At 49.3% G+C, this 20,456-nt stretch carries 24 protein-coding genes; 4 read left to right on the top strand and 20 right to left on the bottom strand.

Annotated features, from left to right (window positions below):
* Positions 1–13: 13 nt before the first annotated feature.
* From NFHSH190041_RS06405 to NFHSH190041_RS06330, 16 genes are all read right to left on the bottom strand, one after another.
* The gene (locus NFHSH190041_RS06405) at positions 14–397 is read right to left on the bottom strand and encodes a flagellar protein FlaG (protein ID WP_261924437.1); all 384 of its coding nucleotides are present in this window, start codon (positions 395–397) and stop codon (positions 14–16) included.
* A 112-nt stretch (positions 398–509) separates the two neighbouring features.
* Positions 510–1,328 carry a flagellin gene (locus tag NFHSH190041_RS06400; protein WP_261924436.1) on the bottom strand — a complete coding sequence of 273 codons (819 nt, stop codon included), beginning with the start codon at positions 1,326–1,328 and terminating at the stop codon, positions 510–512.
* Between the two features lie 215 nt (positions 1,329–1,543).
* Positions 1,544–2,365 (bottom strand): flagellin, encoded by an 822-nt coding sequence (locus NFHSH190041_RS06395; RefSeq protein ID WP_261924435.1) that lies wholly within the window; start codon positions 2,363–2,365, stop codon positions 1,544–1,546.
* Positions 2,366–2,438: 73 nt separating this feature from the next.
* Entirely contained in the window at positions 2,439–3,644 is a 1,206-nt protein-coding gene (gene flgL, locus NFHSH190041_RS06390; RefSeq protein ID WP_261924434.1) for a flagellar hook-associated protein FlgL, read from the bottom strand.
* 8 nt (positions 3,645–3,652) lie between these two features.
* Complete coding sequence (flgK, locus tag NFHSH190041_RS06385) at positions 3,653–5,569, bottom strand: flagellar hook-associated protein FlgK (RefSeq protein ID WP_261924433.1); 1,917 nt, start codon at positions 5,567–5,569, stop codon at positions 3,653–3,655.
* A 29-nt stretch (positions 5,570–5,598) separates the two neighbouring features.
* The gene (flgJ, locus tag NFHSH190041_RS06380) at positions 5,599–6,756 is read right to left on the bottom strand and encodes a flagellar assembly peptidoglycan hydrolase FlgJ (RefSeq protein WP_261924432.1); all 1,158 of its coding nucleotides are present in this window, start codon (positions 6,754–6,756) and stop codon (positions 5,599–5,601) included.
* A gap of 16 nt (positions 6,757–6,772) precedes the next feature.
* A complete protein-coding gene (locus tag NFHSH190041_RS06375) occupies positions 6,773–7,870 on the bottom strand; it encodes a flagellar basal body P-ring protein FlgI (RefSeq protein ID WP_261924431.1) in 1,098 nt (365 codons plus the stop codon).
* Positions 7,871–7,879: 9 nt separating this feature from the next.
* Positions 7,880–8,539 (bottom strand): flagellar basal body L-ring protein FlgH, encoded by a 660-nt coding sequence (gene flgH, locus NFHSH190041_RS06370; RefSeq protein ID WP_261924430.1) that lies wholly within the window; start codon positions 8,537–8,539, stop codon positions 7,880–7,882.
* 151 nt (positions 8,540–8,690) lie between these two features.
* Positions 8,691–9,479: a flagellar basal-body rod protein FlgG gene (gene flgG / locus NFHSH190041_RS06365; protein WP_261924429.1), complete on the bottom strand. Its 789-nt coding sequence runs from the start codon at positions 9,477–9,479 to the stop codon at positions 8,691–8,693.
* An 11-nt stretch (positions 9,480–9,490) separates the two neighbouring features.
* Positions 9,491–10,234: a flagellar basal-body rod protein FlgF gene (flgF, locus tag NFHSH190041_RS06360; RefSeq protein WP_261924428.1), complete on the bottom strand. Its 744-nt coding sequence runs from the start codon at positions 10,232–10,234 to the stop codon at positions 9,491–9,493.
* Positions 10,235–10,400: 166 nt separating this feature from the next.
* Entirely contained in the window at positions 10,401–11,762 is a 1,362-nt protein-coding gene (gene flgE, locus NFHSH190041_RS06355; protein ID WP_261924427.1) for a flagellar hook protein FlgE, read from the bottom strand.
* 40 nt (positions 11,763–11,802) lie between these two features.
* Positions 11,803–12,555, bottom strand: coding sequence for a flagellar hook assembly protein FlgD (gene flgD, locus NFHSH190041_RS06350; RefSeq protein WP_261924426.1), 753 nt, complete (start codon positions 12,553–12,555; stop codon positions 11,803–11,805).
* A gap of 23 nt (positions 12,556–12,578) precedes the next feature.
* Positions 12,579–12,995, bottom strand: coding sequence for a flagellar basal body rod protein FlgC (gene flgC / locus NFHSH190041_RS06345; RefSeq protein ID WP_261924425.1), 417 nt, complete (start codon positions 12,993–12,995; stop codon positions 12,579–12,581).
* Between the two features lie 3 nt (positions 12,996–12,998).
* The gene (gene flgB / locus NFHSH190041_RS06340; RefSeq protein ID WP_261924424.1) at positions 12,999–13,397 is read right to left on the bottom strand and encodes a flagellar basal body rod protein FlgB; all 399 of its coding nucleotides are present in this window, start codon (positions 13,395–13,397) and stop codon (positions 12,999–13,001) included.
* Positions 13,398–13,553: 156 nt separating this feature from the next.
* Positions 13,554–14,387 carry a CheR family methyltransferase gene (locus tag NFHSH190041_RS06335; RefSeq protein WP_261924423.1) on the bottom strand — a complete coding sequence of 278 codons (834 nt, stop codon included), beginning with the start codon at positions 14,385–14,387 and terminating at the stop codon, positions 13,554–13,556.
* A gap of 61 nt (positions 14,388–14,448) precedes the next feature.
* A complete protein-coding gene (locus NFHSH190041_RS06330; RefSeq protein WP_261924422.1) occupies positions 14,449–15,369 on the bottom strand; it encodes a chemotaxis protein CheV in 921 nt (306 codons plus the stop codon).
* A 197-nt stretch (positions 15,370–15,566) separates the two neighbouring features.
* On the opposite strand from NFHSH190041_RS06330, the gene flgA reads away from it, so the two are divergent.
* The 3 genes from flgA (at position 15,567) to flgN (ending at position 17,087) form a co-directional block, all read left to right on the top strand.
* Positions 15,567–16,268 carry a flagellar basal body P-ring formation chaperone FlgA gene (gene flgA / locus NFHSH190041_RS06325; RefSeq protein WP_261924421.1) on the top strand — a complete coding sequence of 234 codons (702 nt, stop codon included), beginning with the start codon at positions 15,567–15,569 and terminating at the stop codon, positions 16,266–16,268.
* Between the two features lie 76 nt (positions 16,269–16,344).
* Positions 16,345–16,668: a flagellar biosynthesis anti-sigma factor FlgM gene (gene flgM, locus NFHSH190041_RS06320; protein ID WP_261924420.1), complete on the top strand. Its 324-nt coding sequence runs from the start codon at positions 16,345–16,347 to the stop codon at positions 16,666–16,668.
* A complete protein-coding gene (flgN, locus tag NFHSH190041_RS06315) occupies positions 16,668–17,087 on the top strand; it encodes a flagellar export chaperone FlgN (protein WP_261924419.1) in 420 nt (139 codons plus the stop codon). The genes flgM and flgN overlap by 1 nt, the downstream gene beginning before the upstream one ends.
* A 185-nt stretch (positions 17,088–17,272) precedes the next feature.
* Here flgN and NFHSH190041_RS06310 read toward each other — a convergent pair whose 3' ends face one another.
* Positions 17,273–17,407 (bottom strand): hypothetical protein, encoded by a 135-nt coding sequence (locus NFHSH190041_RS06310; RefSeq protein WP_261924418.1) that lies wholly within the window; start codon positions 17,405–17,407, stop codon positions 17,273–17,275.
* A gap of 118 nt (positions 17,408–17,525) precedes the next feature.
* Here NFHSH190041_RS06310 and NFHSH190041_RS06305 point away from each other — a divergent pair, with 118 nt between their 5' ends.
* On the top strand, positions 17,526–18,476 hold the full coding sequence (locus tag NFHSH190041_RS06305; RefSeq protein WP_261921717.1) for an IS30 family transposase: 951 nt from the start codon (positions 17,526–17,528) through the stop codon (positions 18,474–18,476).
* Positions 18,477–18,600: 124 nt separating this feature from the next.
* On the opposite strand, the gene NFHSH190041_RS06300 is transcribed toward NFHSH190041_RS06305, so the two are convergent.
* From NFHSH190041_RS06300 to NFHSH190041_RS06290, 3 genes are all read right to left on the bottom strand, one after another.
* The gene (locus NFHSH190041_RS06300; RefSeq protein ID WP_261924417.1) at positions 18,601–18,852 is read right to left on the bottom strand and encodes a GNAT family N-acetyltransferase; all 252 of its coding nucleotides are present in this window, start codon (positions 18,850–18,852) and stop codon (positions 18,601–18,603) included.
* A 494-nt stretch (positions 18,853–19,346) separates the two neighbouring features.
* Positions 19,347–19,793 (bottom strand): LPP20 family lipoprotein, encoded by a 447-nt coding sequence (locus NFHSH190041_RS06295; RefSeq protein ID WP_261924416.1) that lies wholly within the window; start codon positions 19,791–19,793, stop codon positions 19,347–19,349.
* Complete coding sequence (locus tag NFHSH190041_RS06290) at positions 19,790–20,428, bottom strand: FlgO family outer membrane protein (protein ID WP_261924415.1); 639 nt, start codon at positions 20,426–20,428, stop codon at positions 19,790–19,792. Before NFHSH190041_RS06290 ends, NFHSH190041_RS06295 begins: the two co-directional genes overlap by 4 nt.
* Positions 20,429–20,456: the final 28 nt, after the last annotated feature.

Genomic DNA, 20,456 nt, shown 5'->3' with positions numbered 1-20,456 from the left:
ACCTCAGTAATTGTCAGGCTTCTGTTTTCATCAGCAGCCCAGTGACTTCGGTTAGCTTGGTCGCTAACTCAAGCGCCTCTTCACTGGGGATCTGACGAATAAGCTCACCAGACTCGACATCCATCACGCTAACAACGGATTTTCCTGATGTATCATCCACCCGAAAAGCCAATCCCTTGCGCATCATCGACATCATATCTGACATCTTGGAAGCCAACTCCTGCATTTTCTCTGGTGTTGGCTGCCGCTCTGTTTCAGGGGCTTCTTTTGCCTCTTCAGGTGCGTTAATCAACTGATTTTTTGCTAGCTCACTGTTTCGTTCCGCGCCACTTTTATGACTGGCGTTATTCAAGTCCAGTTTCACCACTGCGGAAGATGCCGTCACATTCATATCCATAACTGTTTTTCACCTCAACCGGTTATGATTGTACTCATCACCAGATTGCCATGCTGATTGTGTGACATAACATGTCAGCGTCCATCAGCCGGCAATATTCCGGTATGAACCATTACAGCAGTGACAAAGCAATCTGAGGCAACTGATTAGCCTGGGCTAACATGGCTGAACCCGTCTGTTGCAGTACCTGCATCTTAGTCATTGCCGAGGTCTCTTTGGCAAAGTCCACATCCACAATCCGGCTCTTAGCATCAGCAACATTAGCTTGGGTATTAGCACTATTGCTGATGTTGTGACCAAGACGATTCTGCATGGCACCAAGCGCTGCTCGCTGGGTATCAATTGTCTTAATCGCGTTATCAATGGCAGCAATAGCTGTGTTACGGCCTGATGCTCCAGTAATATCTAGCGTATTCACGGCTAATGCACTTGAGTCAGTTTTTGCAACGGTAATGGTGACATCTTCACCTTCCTGGTGCCCCACCTGAAATTGTTTACCGGAGGCAAAATCACCATTAAGCAATTTGGTGTTACCAAATGCGGTGGTATTCCCAATAGCAGTAATCTCTAGCGCCAACTGATCCATCTCAGCTTTCAATGCTGAGAGATCCGCGCTGCTATTAGAGCCATTTTCGGCCTGCACCGCCAAATCCCGCATCCGCTGCAACATACTGGTCTGTTCCTGCATCGCCCCTTCAGAAATCTGCGCGATAGAGATCGCATCATTGGCATTTCGCATGCCAACTTCCAACCCCCGCACCTGACTGTTAAGACGGTTAGAAATTGACAGACCAGCAACATCATCCTTAGCACTGTTAATTCTTAAACCACTGGACAGACGCTCCATAGAGGTTGCCAAATGATTATTCGACATGGTCAGATTCTTCTGCGCCTTCAGTGACGTCACGTTAGTATTTACTGTAATCGCCATAATTATGTCCTCATTACAAACCTGGCTTAAACACTTGCCTGTCTTTCGGGTAAGCCAGGCGGGTCTTTCTCGTTACAGTAACTTTAACGGCCTTATCACAATGAACTTTAGCGCTTTTTTAAACTGCGGCCTTCAAAAACAAAAAGCACATGAAATCAATACTATAAACATTAAATAGCAAACAAAAACCAACTCAATAAACACTAATTTTATCCCTACCCCAGCAATGAAAGGGCTATCTGGGGTAACTGATTGGCCTGTGCTAACATCGCTGAGCCAGTTTGGGATAATACCTGTTGTTTGGTCATTTCAGCCGTAGCTTTGGCAAAGTCCACATCCACAATTCGGCTTTTAGCATCGGCAACATTTGCCTGAGTATTGGCACTGTTACTGATATTGTGTGCCAAGCGATTCTGTACCGCCCCGAGCTTTGCTCGCTGCCCATCAATATTGTTAATTGCCGCATCCACTAACCCAATGGCCGCATCCCGTCCTGATACTGTGGTCACAGATAAGGCACTAACGGCCAGAGAACTGGCATTATTGGTATTAATCACAATATTGACATCTTCCCCTTCCTGATGCCCTACTTGGAAGGCCTTACCCGCAGAGAAACCCCCTCGCATTAAATGGGTATTACCAAAAGCCGTACTTTGGCCAATTGCCGTAATTTCTGCTTTTAATTCATCTAACTCATTTTGCAATGCTTGCCAATCTGCAGTGCTGTTAGCGCCATTGTTCGCTTGCACTGACAGATCCCGCATGCGTTGCAGCATATTGGTCTGCTCCTGCATCGCCCCTTCAGCAATTTGCGCAATAGATATCGCATCATTGGCATTGCGCATACCGACCTCTAAGCCTCGTACCTGACTATTCAAGCGATTAGAAATGGCCAGACCGGCAGCATCATCTTTGGCACTGTTAATCCGCAGCCCGCTGGAGAGTCGTTCCATCGACACCGCCAGATTACTGTTGGACTGCGCCAAATTTTTCTGCGCCTTCATTGAGGTCACATTGGTATTGACGGTAATCGCCATATTGAACTCCTTTTTCTGCTTGCCCGGGCCAGATCACACTTGGCTCATATGGCATCTATCAGTTGGCGAGCAACTAACGAAGATAATCAAACAAAGACACCGATCCAACTTGGCCAAAGACATTGGCAACGGCATTCAGTGCCAGCTGCTGTTTCTCAAACTCAGAAATCGCAGCGGCATAATCCAAATCTTCCAGCATCGACAGCGCCCCACTGTTCACCACCTGCTCTTCTTCATGCCGGGCAGAATAGTTTTCCAGCCGCTTTAAACTGTTGCCGGCCTCCCCCCTGGCAATACTGAGTTGGTTCAGCCCTGCATCGGTATTAACCAAGATCTGTGCCAATTCAGCCTGACCAGCAGCCGTATTCACGTTATCGCTAGATAGCAGCGCAATGGCTTGAGAGAAGGTGTCAAAAATACTGACATGGCTGCGAGGAGTGATATCCACACTATCACCAGCAGCGACAGAGCCGCTAAGCTGCAGCTCCAGACCGGCAAAATTGATGGGGTTAACACTGTCAAAGTTGGTTACAGTACTGATCAGCGTATTGCTCGCATCACGCACTTCTAGGGTAATCCCACCGCCGCCGTCATCGAGAAAATCCAACCGGTAATCACTGCCGGTAGCCAAAGCCGGATTCATAATTTCGGTTCGCTGTAAATAAAAATCCCCTTGTTGCCCAGCATGATATGTCGCGGCATATTCGCCCTGACCATTCGGTGCCAGCATAAAAGCTTTATCGCCAGGAATATTGGTACTGAGTACCACGGCGCCCGCGATGGCTGCCTGCCGTTCACCACTGTCACCAAGATATGTCACTGTGCCAGCAGCATTAGTTTCAAATGGTTGATTTTCATTATTAAACCCAGCAAAGATAAAATGACCAGCCTCATCTTGGCTATTGGCAATACTGGTAAGCTCATCCAAAGTTCCCTGCATATCATCGGCAAGCATTTGCCGCTGGGCATCCCCTAAGGTGCCATTGACTGCCTGCAAAATTTTGTCCCGAAACGCCATGGCCGCCGTTTCAGCCAGCCCCAGTTTTGACTCGGCTAATCCAAGGCGAGTGGTAGCGTAATCAATGTTTTTTAAAAACTGATCGGCCAATGCATTTTGTTGTTTTAGCCGATCAATCCCAATTGCCGCGACCGGATCATCTGCCGCCGTCTCCACCTGCTTACCACTGGAAAGTTTCTCAAGCATCTGTGCTGTACTGCTTTGTTTGCGCAACACACCACTGACACCCTGATCAAATAACTGAGATGTTGAAATCCGCATTCAGCCTCCTATCGCAGCGAGCTTATCAACGCATCAAAAATCTGCTGCGACGTGGTCATAATTCGTGCAGATGCCTGATATGCCTGCTGAAAACGCATTAGATTGGCAGCCTCTTCATCCAGGTTCACCCCGGATAAACTGTCCGATCGAGTCTGGACCTGCTGAAAAATAGCCTCTGCCGCTTCAGCTTGGATTTGTGCCCCACGGGCCTGACTACCGAGATCTTGCTTACTTTGCTCAAACAGTGCGGTAAACCCCACGCGACCATTAAGCATGGGACGCGCTTCATTTAGCCGGGCCATCGCTAAGGCATTGGTGTTATCACCACTTGCCAAGGTTAAATCCAGCGTAAAACGCTCTGTCACCCCGGCAACGGAAGACACTTCAAGCTGCATGCCATAGGCATTGATAGCAGGCGGCGTAAACCCGGTAACGCCACCAAGAGGGGTTCCTGTGGCATCAAACACCTGGTATTGGTTAGCAGCGGTATCAATCGCAAAGGTCAACGGCGCGCCCTGATGAGGAAAGTTGGGGGCATTACGATCCAATATGGCAGCAAGTGATAGGCTGATATCCCCACCATTGGCCGGATCGGGTGTGAGCACCGCGCTGGCAGCGGCAAGTCCACTGGCCTGCTGCAGTGCGACCCCAAGCCCCGCAGCGGCGCCAGCACTGGGACGAATGATAAAGCGGTCGCCATCAGCCACAGTACCGGCATCAATACTAAGCTCAAAGCCTCCAGCGCCAATTAAACGCGAGCCGGTAAGGGTTAACGGTGTGACCGCCCCGGTATTATTGTTTGTCAGGCTATAACTGCTCGGCGCGGTGTAGGCCAACATAAACTCATCACCGGTCAGTTGATGACTATCACTTACCTGCACCGATATTGCGCCATTACCGCCATTTTGTGGCATTGGTGCAATGCGCCCAGCACTCATTACCGCATCATTGAGATCATGGAACAGGTTTTGCCCCACCTGGCCGGTTAAATCCAGTCCTTGGGCCTGTTGCCGGTTAAACGTATCCGCTAATCCCAATGCCAATAAATCAAGCTCTGCCATAGCGGGCAGCAAGGATTGATCTCGCAGCTCAAATAATGCCCCTAACTCGCCGCCCATATGCAGGCCATTGATTTGCTGACGAGTATCACCAAGGGAAATAGCCAATTGAGTTTGGTTTGGGAAAATCTCACCATCTGCAACGGTTAATTGTTGCGCACTCTGGGCTGAGACCAACATCGCCGAGCCACCGAGCATAATACTTTTACTGCCACCAGCTTCAGCAATCACGTTAACCACAGCATACTGGCTTAACTCTTGGATCAGCATCGACTGCTCATCCAGCAATGCCATATCCTCACCGCCGGACTGACTCAACGCCCGATTAAGATTGGCTAGCTCAGCACCAATATCATTAATGCGTCCGGTAATGCTGCTGATTTGACTGTTAATCTGCCCTAAATGCCCGTCCAGACCGGCATACATCTGATTAACCGAATCCGCCAGTTGTCCTGCCGCATTCAGTACACTCGTCCGCAAGCCGGTATCATCGGGTTGATCTGCTAGCCCGGCCAAATCCGCATACATATCGGCCAATGCCGCTGGTATTGCCTGCCCCGCGGTAGCATAGAGTTGATCCAGCTCTGAGAGTTTATTTTGCCGCAATTGCGCCTGACTCATGGCCGATTGGCCGATTTGCAATTCGCGGGCGGCATAATCGTTGTAAATTCGCTTTACTTCACTCACATATGTGCCAGTGCCATAAAAATTGCCGGCAATGCGCTGGGACTGCTGAGCACTTTGCTGTGCCACTTGGCGGTGATACCCCTCGGTATTCACATTGGCAATATTGTGCCCGGTCACCCCCAACTGAGACTGAGATGACATTACACCGCTGCGGGCAATATTGAGCAGATCAACTCCCATACTTCCTCCCTGAACTTATCAGCTGCGGTTTATTCATCACCGCGCTCCTGCTGCCGGGTTGCCAACACAGATTTAAGTACCTGCATCACCTTGTCGGTATAAGCGGGATCGGTCGCATAACCGGCATCCTGCAACCCGCGGATAAATCCCTCCGGATTGTGCGCCGCTTCCCGGGCGGACTGATATCTGTCACTGCTGATAAAGCGGACAAAGTCATCAAAGCTCTGATCCAACGAGTCATAAACCCGAAAATCTGCCCGCTGACGCACAGCAACCCCTTGCTGAAACTCCAGTGTTTGCACACTGGCTCTATCTCCCTGCCAACGGGAATCAGCCTTGATATTGAAAAGGTTATTACTTGGCTCACCATTGATGCGCCGCACCATTTTCTGGCCCCAACCGGTTTCCAACGCCGATTGCGCCAGCAAAACTTCAGGTTGGGTACCTAGTGAGCGAGCCGCTTTTTGTGCCAATGGATATAGCCGCAGGACAAATTCTGCTTGGGAAGAAAACGTCGCAACACTACCCATTGGTTGGCTTTCAGTGACAACAAGCTGCCCAGCGGCATTCAGCTCGCGCACATCCGGGGCTTGCGGCAGCGTTATATCCCGTTCTGGCCAGGGTGAAGTTGAGGTTACAAGGTCACTTTGATCTTTAGCTGCTGAAAAAGTGGGGGATAATGTTTTAACTGTTGGCGTTATCCCAACAACCGCCTGTTCCGCTGGCAGCGCAGTCATCTCAATAGATGGCCCCGCAGTTTGAGGGGCTAACGTTGCAGCGGTAGCTAATGGGATAGCTTTGCTCGCCCCCCCAGGCAGTAATGGTGATGGCTGACTATCCAGTCCGCTGCGCAAAACAGAGGCCGGGGTAATACCTTGGCTACTGGGTGACAACTGCTGCACCATCAATTCTGCCAGCCCCAATGCCCCTTTAGCGCCAAGCTCAACAGAAAGCTGCTGATCCCGCATTTGCTCATAAAAACGGGTATATTGGCTGTTAAATGGACTGTCAGCGGTAAAGGCAGCATTGGCATCGCGCATACTGCTCATCAGCATCTGCACAAAAATGCCTTCAAATTGCTGGGCGACTTGCCTTAACCCTTCATCATCCTGCTGTCTTGCTTTGGTTCTGAGTTGATCCAACCCCGCCAAATCCAGATACGGGGATGAATGAGAAAGTTTATCCATGCCGGGTTGTTATCAATTAAATAATGATAAGCTCACCGTGCAAAGCGCCTGCCACTTTTAATGCTTCTAAAATAGCCAACACATCAGAAGGCGCGGCACCAACCAGGTTAACCGCCCGTACCAACTCATCCAGCGTGGTGCCAGGGTTAAATAAAAACATCCGTAAATTTTCTTCCGTCACACCGATCTCTGTTTGTGGCGTAACGACGGTATCCCCACCAGCAAGGGGGTTTGGCTGGGAAACATTAATGGATTCAGCGATAGTGACTGTCAAGCCACCATGGGTGACTGCCGCTGGCAATAATTTGACGTTTTGGCCAACCACTATCGTGCCGGTGCGGGAATTAACGATCACCTTCGCCGCTTGCGTTGCCTGCTCTACCTCAAGGTTTTCCAAGGTCGCGAGAAAAGAGACCCGCTGGGAGACATCTCGGGGCGCAGTGACCTGAACCGATGTGGCATCCAAAGGCTTGGCGATCCCCGGTCCAAGCAGATCATTAATACTGCGGGCCAAATTACGGGCGGTGGTGAAATCAGCCCGGTGCAGATTGAAAGTCAAATAATCGCCGCGAGAAAATGGCGTTGCCACTGCCCGCTCCACCAGCGCGCCATTCGGGATCCGCCCCACGGTGGGCGTATTTTGGATAACCTTGGAGCCATCCAGACCACCGGCACTGAAACCACTGACCACCAGACTGCCCTGCGCAATGGCATATACTCGGCCATCAACCCCTTTTAAAAAAGTCTGTAATAGGGTACCGCCCCGCAAACTTTTCGCTTCTCCCAGACTGGATACTGTCACATCCAGGCTCTGTCCGGGCTTAGCAAACGCTGGCATCTCACTACTCACCGCCACCACAGCGACATTTTTAATTTTCGGCCGAAAATTTTCTGGCAAATTAATACCGAAATTTTTCAACATGGTTTTAAAGGTCTGCTCGGTATAACGCGTTTTTTCCCCGGTGCCGGGCAGCCCCACGACGAGCCCATAGCCAATCAATTGATTGGCGCGGATCCCGGCGACATCAGCAATATCTTTTATCCGCTGAGCTTGAGACTCAAACGAAGCTAATGACAGCACAGCTCCCAGCAAAGACAGTAACAGTATTTTCATCTCCGCCCCCTAAAACGGCCACCAATCACCAAGGAAAAACTGGCTTAGCCATCCCACCTGCTGAGCATCGGCAAAGGTACCAGTCCCACTGTATTGAATACGGGCATTGGCCACCCTAACGGACTGAATACGGTTATCCGGGCTGATATCTTCCGAGCGTACAATGCCGGTAAGACGAATAAACTCCTCCCCATGGTTAATGGTTATCCACTTTTCTCCGCGAATAACCAAATTACCGTTATCCAATACCTGCATAACATTGGCCGAAATACTGCCAGACAAGCTATTACTTTGATCCGCATCCGCAGCACGGTTGCTATTAAAACTGTCCTTATATTGCAAATCCAACGGCACCCCTTTGATGGTGACATTACGCCCACCGGCATTGATAGGGTCCAGCGTCAGATTAGCCGACTTAGTGATATCGTTATTGGCACTTTTGGATGCCTGAGTCGACTCACTCAGTACCACGGTAATAATGTCACCCACCTTATGGGCGCGGATATCGGAATACAAACTGCCCGCTTGACTGGCCTGATACATAGAGCCGGTCACATCCATCTGGGTGACAGGTGGCGAGGGCACCACAGGGGCATAATAAGGGTCATCAGCAAAAGGTTTTGACGGCGTACTGCTGCAACCCGCCAGCAATACCCCCCCCGCGACCAAACAACAATGCTTTAAGAGATGCCGCCCGATGCACACCCAAGATATAAATCTATGCCCTGAAACCAGGCAATCGCGCAGCTCTGCACGTCTCTCACATCGAGGTTGCCAAACTCGCCGCCAAAACACCAACATGGAAACCATAATGACCGCCTTATAGGTTCTGATTCACATAAGCCAGCATCTGATCCACAGCTGAGATGACTTTGGAATTCATTTCATAGATGCGCTGACTTTCAATCAAATTAACCAGCTCTTCAGTCACATTGACATTAGAGGTTTCCAGCGCGCCTTGTCGGATAGCCCCCAACCCATCTAATGATGCTGTGCCCTGGATAGGTGCACCGCTGGCCCCCGTCTCCAGATACAGGTTCTGGCCCATGGGCTCCAAACCAGAGGGATTGATAAAGTCGGCAATACTCAACTGACCCACAACCTGATTTTCCGCCGCACCGGCCGTTTTTACCGACACCTGTCCTTCTGCCGACACGGTAATGGATACAGCATCGGCCGGAATATTCACCGGCGGCTGTAACACATAACCGGCCCCCGGTGTCACCATCTGGCCGGTATCATCTAACGTAAACTGACCATTGCGGGTATAAGCCGCACTGCCATCGGGCAGCTGCAACTCAAAAAAGCCACTCCCTTCAATCATCAAATCCAGCGCATTATCCGTGGTTACCATATTGCCTTGAGTAAACATCTTCTGGGTGGCCACCACTTTGGTCCCCGCGCCAATATTTAGACCATTGGGTAACTTGGTATTGGCAGCACTGATGCCACCAGCCTGATTGACGGTTTGATACAGCAAATCTTCAAATACCGCGCGGGTTTTCTTGTACCCCACAGTACTGGCATTAGCGACATTATTCGAAATAACGGAAATATCCGTCTGCTGAGCATCAAGGCCGGTTTTACTTATCCATAATGCAGGATGCATGAGCTGTCCTCCTAACTGATACGCATCAAGGATGCTGATGCGCGGTCATTTTCTTCCGCGGTTTTGATCATCTTGACCTGCATTTCAAACTGGCGTTGCAAATCAATCATGGCCACCATTTCATGCACGGGGTTAACATTACTGCCTTCCACTGCCCCAGATACCAAGCGTACCGTCTCGCTAAATTCAGCATCTTGACCGGAAAGTTGCCGAAACAGGCCATCTTCTCCCCGCATCAGTTCAGCATTTCCCGGATCAACCAGTTTCAGCTGACCGACCACTTCAATCACCTCCGCAGGTGCCCCTTGTGGGCGGATAGAGATAGTGCCATCTTGACCAATCTCAATTTTCTGAATCGGTAATGGCAGGACCACCGGGCCCCCCTCGCCGATAACAGCATTGCCTCTGTCATTACGCAGCACCCCGGCCGCATCCAGATGTAAACTGCCAGAGCGGGTATACGCCTCTTGCCCATCAGCGGCCTCCACTGCCAGCCACCCGTTACCATCAATGGCGATATCTAAATCCCGGCCAGTGGTTTTCAGCGCCCCGGGAGTAAAATCGGCTCCTGGTTGCTCCGTCATGGCAAAGACCCGGGTAGGCAATCCTTCGCCGAAGGCCTGCATACTGCGCGCTTGGGCTAAATCAGCTTTAAAACCATCGGTATTGGCATTGGCCAGATTATTGGCCCGCACCGCCAGCGAATGCATATTTTGCTTAGCACCAGACATGGCGATATAGAGAAACTTGTCCATCAGCTACTCCGTCAAACTTTATTCCTGTGGTTAAAAAGCAAGCTTTGTGCCACGAAATAGCGCCAATAAGGCGTCAGAGCAGTATGTAGGAAGGGAAAAGGAGGAAGTGAGAGTGAATACTGCGGCAAAAGGCTGCCAGTTGGCTGCAGCCCTTTGCCATACCGGCTTAACGGATCTGTAATATGGTCTGTTGCAAAGTATTGTTCACTTCCAGCGCCCGAGAGTTGGCCTGGAAATTACGCTGTGCAGAAATCAAATCCACCAATTCAGTGGTGAGATCAACGTTAGAGAGTTCCAATGCAGAGGAACGGATATCACCAAAAGTGCCTGTTCCCGCTTCCCCAGCTAAAGCAGGGCCCGATTCCAAGCTAGGTTGCCAAGAAGTATTACCGTTTTGTACCAAGCCCTGTTCATTAGCAAACATCGCCAGTGCCACCCGAGCCAAGGGTGCCGTAGTGCCATTACTGTATGACGCCACAATCAAGCCATCTGGTGCCACCTCCACATTAGTCAATCGCCCCACTGTCGTGCCATTTTGTGATAACACCGTCACTTCAAATGGGGCTGAATACTGCGTGGGATTTTCAAAATTAATGGTCAGTTCTTGGGTACCATCTGCGCCGAGATTCAGCACATTGGCACCAGCCACCCCCAACTGCTCAGTGGTTATGGCTATCGGATCAGAGCCAACATAAACGCCGGTATCATTAAATTTCAGCACGGCGCCTGTCCAACCGCCAGCATTAGTCGCGGTTGCCGGGGTATCCGGCGTGCCATCGGCATCAGTATCGGTTTGATAAGTGCCGGCAGGCCCGGCCAAATCCACCTGTTTCCCGTCTATGGCATAAAATGCGACCCAGTTACTTTCTCCGGTATAAGCTGCATCTTGAGGACGAACAAAATAGGTGGTCAGAATATGGGGTTCCCCCAACGAATCATAAAAGGTCACTGAGGTGGAGTTATTAAAGGTTTCAGAATTATTGGGATCAAAATCCGCCAGCACCTTACTGCCATCACCCGCATTAACATTCATGCGAATGCCCACATCCGATGTTTTCACCGGGCTGCCTGCCGTTCCCGGTACTTCAACCGGTGCTGTGGTCGTTAAACTAACCGACGTGGAATTACCATCCCGATCAACGGGAAAAGTCTGTAGATAGTTACCGGAAGAGTCCACCAACAAGCTGTCAGAGTCCACTTTAAATGCACCGGCACGGGTGTAGGTATAATCCTGTGAGCCCACCCCGGATGAGGTGACAAAAAATGCGCCACCGCTAATGGCGAGATCCAAAGCATTATTGGTAAATTGCAAACTGCCCTGATGAAACTGCTGCGCGACCCGGTTAGTGGTAACCCCGCCACCGACAGCGGTGCGGCTGTTAGAAAAAATGGAATTGGCGTAAACATCAGAAAACTCTGCCCGGGACTCCTTAAACCCGGCGGTATTCACATTGGCGATATTATTGGCCGTGGTATTCAAATCCTTCTGGGCTGCTGCAATACCACTGAGTGCAATATTAAACGACATAACTCACCTCTCGATTCCCTTCCCGGTGCAAGCGGGACTGTTAACTCTCTGCCACGGCCAGAACATCAGCCAGCTTGACCCCACCGATACCGCGCAGATTTAATACCGCGCCGCTGGTGGCCGTCCCCAATGACACACTGGTGACATGGGCATAAGTGGACACAGGTAACTCCTGTACTTCGCCATCAACCCGGGCCGAGGCCCTAAAACTATAATTGCCCGGCGGCATCGCTTCCCCCCGGCTATTTAATCCATCCCAACTGAAATCAATATTGCCGCCAGCTTGCCCATTAACATCAAAAGTCGTGATCAACTGGCCATTTTCATCCTCAACCCGCACCCGGATAGCCTCAGCGGGCACAGGGGTGGTGACGACGGCTCGCACTGAAGGCTCTTCTGCTGCCAAATTGGCACTGCCGGAGGGGATCAACACTTTTTGTCCCACTAACCCCGATGCCTGTAGCGCCTGACTTGAGGTCATCACACTATTGAGGTTAACAATTTCATCATTGAGCGATGCAATGCCATCCACAGTGGAAAACGATGCCATCTGGGCAATCATCTGGTCATTTCCCACCGGCTTAAACGGATCCTGCATCGACAGCTGCTGACTAAGCAGAGCAAAAAAATCTTCTTGCGATAGCTCTTTATTTTGATCAGCGCCTGTCGCAACCTCGGGACTGCCACGCAAGCTATCAAGATAAGGCGAGCCGGACGATGATTCAGATATCGCTTGACTGGCTGAACGACTTAGCAAAGCGCCGGCACCAGTTAATGGATTAATGAGGCTCAAAGGTTACCTCCCGCACAGGGCCATTATTTGCCGATCCTCAGGGTCTGCTGCAGCATAGATTTTGCCGCTTCAGTCACCTGCACATTCATCTGATATGAGCGTGATGCTGAAATCATATCTGCCATCTGCTCCATCACATTGACATTAGGCTTATAAATAAACCCTTGCTCATCCGCTAACGGATGCTGGGGGGAATATTCCTTTGTCAGCGGCGAATCACTGGCCACAATGCCTTTCACCTTAACGCCTTGACTTGCACTTTGCTGCAGCCCGGCGCGGGCCAGCTCCGTTTCAAATACGGGGTAACGGGCGCGGTAAGTGTCATTGGTACTACTGGAAACCGCACCAGCGTTGGCAATATTACTGGCGGTGGTATTGAGCCGGACCGACTGGGCAGACATACCGCTGCCAGACACATTGAAAATATTAAACAGACTCATGGCTTAATTTCCTTTTAATGCTTTTTTCAACCCGGCGAATTTACCGTCCAGAAACCCCAGCGACATCTGATATTCCAGCGCATTTTCCATAAATGCGGCCTGCTCTTGCTGAATATCCACCGTATTTGCATCGCCAGTATCTGGCTGGTGGGGAATACGAAATTTCACCTGCTCAGCCGCCAGCATGCGGGTATCAAAGTGCTGCCCATCGGTGCGGTGCATTTTCATGCCCTGTTGCTGATGTCTGGCATTGTCCAGTGCCCGGGAAAAATCCACATCGCGGGCGCGGTATTGGGGAGTGTCAGCATTGGCAATATTGCTGGAGATCACTTCCGCCCGTTTGGCTCTGATACCAAGGGTGAATTGGTGGATCCCTAATGCCTTATCAAAACTCAATGCCATCGCCACTCCTTGCCGGTCGCATTATCGACCTGTGCTGATTGTGATGACAATAAGATGGCAAAGGGTGTGCCAATTTAAGTAATTTGAGAGGAGAAAATAAAAAAATGGGCCGATATTTATATCAGCCCATTTTAAAAAACCATTAAATTTAATATCTTATCTACGCTTGCGGTAATAAATACCAGGGTTACAGCGCACCATATCAAACTCATCCGTTAGCCCGGCCAAAGACTCAGAGGCCCCAAGGAACAGAATACCGCCAGGATTGAGCGCGGCAGCAAATTGCCGCAGGATCTTTGCTTTTGCCTCAGGCGCAAAATAGATAAGCACATTACGGCAGAAAATAATGTCAAACTTGCCTAACGCGGCATAACTTTCCAGTAGATTGTGCGCGCGGAAAGTCACCATACGTTTGACATTATCTCTTACCCGCATCGTGCCCGAGGGCATAGGTTCAAAAAACTGTCGTTTACGCTCTTCTGATAAGCCACGTCCTAATGCCAGATTATCGTACTCAGCTGCACGACACCGCTCTAACATAGTCGGGGATAAATCCGTGGCTAAAATAGTCACGCCCGCGGGCAAACTACCCGGTTTTTTCTGTTGGGTTTCCAACACTGTCATTGCCAAAGAGTAAGGCTCTTGGCCAGAAGAACAGGCGGCTGACCATATTTTGATAGGTCGCCCCAGATGAGCAAACTCTGCCAGCAATTCACTGCCGAGCAGTTCAAAAGGATATCTATCCCTGAACCACAGAGTTTCATTAGTGGTCATTGCATCAATCACCTCAGAGCGTAATTGGCGCTCCATCGGTTTCATCGACTGCTGAATGACAGCTGATAAGCTGGGCAAATCATATTTGCCCATTAAGGGTGCCAATCTGCTGCGGACAAGATACTGTTTATTGTCGCCCAGAACGATACCACTGTGTTGTTCCAAGAATTGCTTGAATTGACTGTAGTCAGATTCAGCAAGAGTCTTATTAGGCACGCTTCTTTCCTATTAATCACACCCGCGTAAAAACGCTGAATGGCTTTGCCAGTCAAATAATTTAGATGCTTAAGTGTTTATTCACTGTGGCAGCTAATTCATCAGGACTGAATTTAGCAATAAAGTCATCCGCCCCAACTTTTTCTACCATGGCTTGGTTAAATACCCCGCTCAGCGAAGTATGCAGTACCACTTTGATGTCCTTCAGCCGAGGATCATTACGGATCTCCGCTGTCAGGGTATAACCATCCATTTCCGGCATTTCGATATCAGAGATTATCAATGGGATCTCATCGGCCACATTGCCATATTCTTCAGCAAAATGTTTCAACATCCGCAATGCTTCACCACCATCTTTGGCGGTATCAATCTTTAATCCAAGCGGTGCAAGCGAGCGGATAATCTGTTTCCGTGCCACAGCTGAGTCATCAATCACCATAATGTGGAATGATTGCTCTGCGGTCACGGTAAGCTTTTCCCGTGCTTCATCACTGAGTTCAGTTTTCACCGGTGAAATTTCATCCAGGATTTTTTCCACATCCAGAATTTCAACCAGTTCACCTTCAATTTCAGTTACTGCAGTTAAATAAGAGAACCGACCAGCCCCTTTTGGAGGTGGCATAATGGCATCCCAGTTCATATTGATAATACGTTCGACAGCATTAACCAAGAACCCCTGCACACTTCGGTTATATTCCGAAATAATGATAAAACAGTTATCTGTGTTCTCAACCCGAGGTCCACCGGTCGCGACAGACAAATCAATCACTGAAATGGTCTGTCCCCTAACATGGGCAATTCCGCGGACATAAGGGCTGAGTTTAGGTAGGGTGGTCAAAGGGGGGCACTGTAGAACTTCTTTGACTTTAAAAACATTAATCCCGAAACGCTGACGTCCGTTAAGCCTGAACAACAACAGCTCCAGTCTATTTTGACCCACCAGCTGTGTGCGTTGGTTAACCGACTCAAGAATACTTGCCATAACTTCGCCCTAGCAGTCTTTATCTATGTATTGCCCAAATAATGTACATGGGCATAAAACTTGCAAAACTCCTTCTCGGGCACGGATAACGCCAACTAACTGACAGGTATGTAATACATCCGTCCCGGCATACAGCATTCCTTTCGGGGAAGTATAGGTGGAATACAAGGTGACAAGCTAGCCCGTTCAATATGAATATGAAACTAATTTCCCTTTTGGCATTTTATCTGAGCATTTTTTCAACTAACGCAGCACAAAATACTCACTTAACAGCCAACAACACACTATACAAACTGGCAAAGTCCACTGTCGCAGCAAAATTAAATGCTGCCGATGGGGCAAAAGTGCGCTTGCATGTAACACCGTTTCAGCCAGGCAATACACCTCCCGGATGTGAGGGGAAGCTAGAAGCCTCATTAGCCACTAACCGAGCAATCAAACAAACCAATACGGTAAAAATCCGCTGTCGTAACCAACAAAACCGTATTCTCTGGCAACGTTTTTTACCTGTCCGGGTCGATATATTATTGCCGGTTGTCGTTGCCGCCAGACAATTAACTGATGGGGAATACCTCACAGAAAAAGATGTCAGTCAATCATGGCTGCCACAAACGCAACTTCGCGGCGGACAATTTGCGCATATCAGTGAGGTAATAGGGACGAAAACAACAAGGCGTACCGCCCAAGGACATCCTCTGTACCAGGATAATCTGTGCTTTATCTGTAAAGGTGATGCGGTTGCAATCTATGCCCGCAGTGGTCAATTAACCATAAAAACCCAAGGCATCGCATTAAACAATGGCCGTATTGGCGAACAAATTGAGATTAAGAACATGAGTTCAAACAAGAAAATTACTGCTACTATTACCGCTATCGGCATAGTTGAGGTCGGCATGTAAAAAAATTCTAAAGTTTATTTATTGCCTGCCGATGTGAATGGCAACGAAAACTATTTTACCAATCCGGGAGCCAATTATGGCAATTGACAGCACTAAATTGAACAATGCGGCAAACAGCCGGCCACAGGTCACAGTTACGCCCCAACACAAAACAGATAAACCGGCCCAGGCTACGCAAAATAATGCGCCCGCAAAATCTGACTCTGTCAGTTTCACCCCTCAAGCACAACAGCTCAAAGCAGCGCAGGGTAAAATGGCTGGCCTGCCAGAAATTGATCAGAAAAAAGTGGCCGATATAAAACTGGCGATAGCCGAAGGACGTTATAAAGTCGACCCAGAAAAACTGGCGGCCAATATCGTTAGCTTCGAAAAAGAACTACAGGAACTCCATAAAGACTGATGAACAGCCTGACAGAACTGCTCACTCAACAGCAAACCCATCTCACGGCACTGCAAGATGTGATCATGCAGGAGCGTGATGCGCTGACCACCCAAGCAGCAGAGCAACTTCTTTCGCTGGCTGAGCAGAAAAATGCCTTGCTCAGTGCACTACAAAAAACTGATCAGCTATTGGCGGCGCACCCAGATACGGCCCTACTCGCGAGTCAACACCACAATGAAGTGGCGCAAATTCAATCCCAATTGGCGCAATGCCAGCAACTCAATGATACCAATGCCAAACTAATCGATCTTAATCTTGCCAGTCTCAATCGGCTATCACAGGCACTACAGCTAAGCCGAAATGCAAATAGCCTGACCTATGATCAGCAGGGCAATACCTCTAGCATTGCTACGTTAGGTAATAATCTCAAGGCCTGAAGCTCACAAGCACTATCTTACTTCTCCCCCTGCACGCTCAGTGTCTTCAACGGCTAAGCGGCCGGAGCATCAGATAACCCGCTCACCAAACATCGTGAGTAAACGACTCATCCACGCAAAAACGCCCCATATTCCCATCACGTCAATGACACCATATTTACCCTCCCCAAAGCCCAAATTAAGAATTAACCGCTTGAGCCAACCAAGGGACTGTTGACCTTAGGGTAATACCAAGGCCATTTGAATATTGCAGCGAAGCGAGCATAAGGTGATGCTTTACCTACCACCGGCTGAAAACCTAATTTCTGATACAGCTTCATTGCCGGAGTCAACCTTGAATTCAGATAATAAGTGCACCACTCATGGTTAAACGGTAAGAAGAGATCAACTGCCTGTAGGTGGTACTCTATCGTCGCCAAACAAATAGAAGTCATTACCATGAGTTACAAGCAGTTGATCGAAGGGCAACGATACCAGATCGAAGCCTACCTACGCGAGGGCTTCAGCTATCGAGCAATCGGCAAACGCTTAAAAGTGAGCCACAGCACGGTGAGTAGAGAGGTTCGTCGTAACCGTATTCGTGACAATCATTATTTGCCTGAAGTTGCACAGGCCAAGACAGTTAAGCGCCGCTGCCAGGCTGCCAAAAATCGAGTGTCTGTAACGACCGTCACTTTCGTTGAGTTCGGACTGAAGCAAAAGTGGAGTCCAGAACAAATCGCGGGCGTAGGTCAACTTATCGGTTACCCTGTCAGTCATGCATGGATTTATGGCTTTGTTCAGCAGGACAAGCAGCGTGGCGGAAAGCTCTATAAAGCGCTGAGACGCGGTCATCGTAAATACCGCAAAGGCTGTCGTGCGAAACGGGTTATCATTCCAAATCGCATAGGTATTGAACACCGGCCGGCAGTTGTCGACGAAAAAGCACGATTAGGTGATTGGGAAGCCGATACGGTGTTGGGAAAACAAGGCACTGGCGCTATAGTCAGTTTGGTTGAACGCAAAAGCAAACTGTATCTAATCCGTAAAGTGCCCGCCAAAAGCGCAGCCGATGTGAGCCGAGCCATGATAGGCATGCTTTGGCGGTATCGCAGTCACGTTCACACTATCACAGCGGACAATGGCAGCGAGTTCTGTGACCATCAAAAGGTTGCACAAGCACTGAAGGTAGATATCTATTTCGCCAACCCATACTCATCATGGGAACGTGGGTTGAATGAGAATTTCAATGGTCTGTTGCGGCAGTATATCCGCAAGGGAACTGATTTACGCACGGTAACGGATAAGCAAATTGCTGACATCGAACGAGCACTTAACTCACGTCCGAGAAAGTGCCTTGGTTTCAAACAGCCTGCTGTAGTATTCGATGAATTACGAAAAGCAGCTTAATGAAGCGAGTGGTGCACTTCGGGGTTGAATGCGCGAACACAGTATTACTTTCCAGATAAAGACGTTTAGCGCCCATTGATTTTGCCCGGGCAATGATGCGTTGCCCCAGCAAATAACCAATGCCTTATCCTTGATAAGCCAATTGAACCGCCATTTTAGCCAGCTCAAAACTGCTGTTATCCATCTTGACTAATGCACAGCAGCCTATTGGTTTATCATCAGCTAACACCATCAAAATGGCGCCGCCAGGGGCAAGAATATAAGTATCGGGGTTATCCAATGCATGGTAATCAGGTGCTTCAAGCTGCCACTGCTGGCTTATCCATTCAACATTCAGCGTTTTAAAAGCGTGTTGGTATTGAGGGCCATAATTCACAACCGTGATAACAGCATGACCTTGATAAGGCAGCTCAGCTAAATCAGTTGCAGAAAAGGCTTGTTTGGGTGAAGTCGGCTTTGGTAATGCCCCTTGAGTGCATGGAAAAGTTTTATTAGTACTGGCTATTATCTTTCCATCTTGCTGCCTAAAGGTTTTATCTTTGTATCTGCCGAGTATCCATCACATCACACACTCACATCACACACTGTCAGCATTTTGCCGCAACGTTAATGGCAGTAATCATGCCTTTAGTGAACTGAGTTACCCTAGAAAAACACGTCTTCATTAATGTGCAAAGATATCCAGCCGACTGCCACTGATAAAATGCCATACCATATGCCAGATAAAAATATCGCCGACGGGAAAGGGAAAAAAGAGATGGATAATAAGGACCAGATGGGTCACACGACCATACATAAAGCCAGCCTTAACAATGGAGTTACCATTAAAACAACCGCAATACAGATAGAAACAACACTGTCAGGGCAGACTCAAAAATAGGTAATTGACTGCACCTGCTGGGGCCGGTTTTGCTGCTGGTACAAATGCCAGACTCGAGCAAAGTCCAACTCAAGTTCAGTCACGTAATGCTCTCCTGCTGGATAGCTTTTTACCACGCGAGCCCCACGGATAATCCCCTGTACCGATGCGGTGATCTGCTCATCTTGCAATAACCATTGAGAGACAGCGCTATCAGCACTGAGCTGTTGGCCGTAAACCTGCTCTGCCAGCTCCCGGTAGGCCGCAATTTTTGATGCCTGCATCGCCATCAAGACTTTTTCTGCCTGGCTCTCTGCCGGTTGTCCGGTCAGCGGGGCATAACCAATGGCGGTTAACTTAGGAAACACGGCCGGCGGCTTGCTTTCCCACTGCACATACCTGTCACCATCGGCGCAGCCTGCCAATATGAAGCCAAACACTATCACTATCCATTTCATTGTCTTTCTCCCAATACCGCTACCGCTCCATGACCGCCCTGACTATAACGGTGCAACATGCCGTGCTGTGATATGACATTTTCTGCCGCAGACAAATAGGCACCCAGGGACTGATACCCAGCAAAAGCTTGTGATGCGGCAACAACCCGCTTATTAATCAACTGTACAATCCGGCTATTAATCACCACCCCTTGTCGATCTTGGCTCAGGGTTGCCACTAGGGCATATTTTACCGGCACAGAGGCAGATAATTGCCGCCAATCCCGGCTTAAAATCCGGTTACCACTATCACTTATCTTCAGGCCCTGCCCCACATTAATATCCACCACATTAAAGCGGCGGGCATGCAGCGCAGCAATCAACCCCTGTTGTAACTGCACCGATAACGCATTAGTACTGTGCATATCTCCGGCCATAACCGGCGTTGTCACCACCAAGGGCTGATCGGAGCGGATACCATCGTTTTGTTGCTGTAGCTCTGCCACAATTTTACTGGCCAGATGATTCACCGCTGCTGTTGGCGGCAATCCTGCGGCCGATACCAGCGCGGGCTTATCTATGGCATAAAGGTGCGGCGTTACACCTGCGGCCACGACCAACACCATGCTCGCTATCCATTTTTGGGTGTTTTTCATCTTATTTGCCTGCCACAAAATGGCGTTA

Origin of the sequence: Shewanella sp. NFH-SH190041 (assembly GCF_024363255.1) — a bacterium.
Taxonomy (GTDB): domain Bacteria; phylum Pseudomonadota; class Gammaproteobacteria; order Enterobacterales; family Shewanellaceae; genus Shewanella.
The sequence above is the reverse complement of the archived record's forward strand: the minus strand, read 5'-3'. Positions and strand labels throughout refer to the sequence as shown.

Coding starts and splice junctions, on each gene's coding strand:
- flgC (WP_261924425.1), bottom strand. CDS start 12,995: ATGAGTCTGTTTAATATTTTCAATGTGTCTGGCAGCGGTATGTCTGCC.
- NFHSH190041_RS06395 (WP_261924435.1), bottom strand. CDS start 2,365: ATGGCGATTACCGTCAATACCAATGTGACCTCAATGAAGGCGCAGAAA.
- NFHSH190041_RS06330 (WP_261924422.1), bottom strand. CDS start 15,369: ATGGCAAGTATTCTTGAGTCGGTTAACCAACGCACACAGCTGGTGGGT.
- flgK (WP_261924433.1), bottom strand. CDS start 5,569: ATGGGAGTTGATCTGCTCAATATTGCCCGCAGCGGTGTAATGTCATCT.
- flgF (WP_261924428.1), bottom strand. CDS start 10,234: ATGGACAAGTTTCTCTATATCGCCATGTCTGGTGCTAAGCAAAATATG.
- NFHSH190041_RS06375 (WP_261924431.1), bottom strand. CDS start 7,870: ATGAAAATACTGTTACTGTCTTTGCTGGGAGCTGTGCTGTCATTAGCT.
- flgM (WP_261924420.1), top strand. CDS start 16,345: ATGGCAATTGACAGCACTAAATTGAACAATGCGGCAAACAGCCGGCCA.
- flgE (WP_261924427.1), bottom strand. CDS start 11,762: ATGTCGTTTAATATTGCACTCAGTGGTATTGCAGCAGCCCAGAAGGAT.
- flgN (WP_261924419.1), top strand. CDS start 16,668: ATGAACAGCCTGACAGAACTGCTCACTCAACAGCAAACCCATCTCACG.
- NFHSH190041_RS06405 (WP_261924437.1), bottom strand. CDS start 397: ATGGATATGAATGTGACGGCATCTTCCGCAGTGGTGAAACTGGACTTG.
- NFHSH190041_RS06295 (WP_261924416.1), bottom strand. CDS start 19,793: ATGAAATGGATAGTGATAGTGTTTGGCTTCATATTGGCAGGCTGCGCC.
- flgL (WP_261924434.1), bottom strand. CDS start 3,644: ATGCGGATTTCAACATCTCAGTTATTTGATCAGGGTGTCAGTGGTGTG.
- NFHSH190041_RS06305 (WP_261921717.1), top strand. CDS start 17,526: ATGAGTTACAAGCAGTTGATCGAAGGGCAACGATACCAGATCGAAGCC.
- NFHSH190041_RS06310 (WP_261924418.1), bottom strand. CDS start 17,407: ATGAAGCTGTATCAGAAATTAGGTTTTCAGCCGGTGGTAGGTAAAGCA.
- flgB (WP_261924424.1), bottom strand. CDS start 13,397: ATGGCATTGAGTTTTGATAAGGCATTAGGGATCCACCAATTCACCCTT.
- flgJ (WP_261924432.1), bottom strand. CDS start 6,756: ATGGATAAACTTTCTCATTCATCCCCGTATCTGGATTTGGCGGGGTTG.
- flgG (WP_261924429.1), bottom strand. CDS start 9,479: ATGCATCCTGCATTATGGATAAGTAAAACCGGCCTTGATGCTCAGCAG.
- NFHSH190041_RS06290 (WP_261924415.1), bottom strand. CDS start 20,428: ATGAAAAACACCCAAAAATGGATAGCGAGCATGGTGTTGGTCGTGGCC.
- flgA (WP_261924421.1), top strand. CDS start 15,567: ATGAAACTAATTTCCCTTTTGGCATTTTATCTGAGCATTTTTTCAACT.
- NFHSH190041_RS06400 (WP_261924436.1), bottom strand. CDS start 1,328: ATGGCGATTACAGTAAATACTAACGTGACGTCACTGAAGGCGCAGAAG.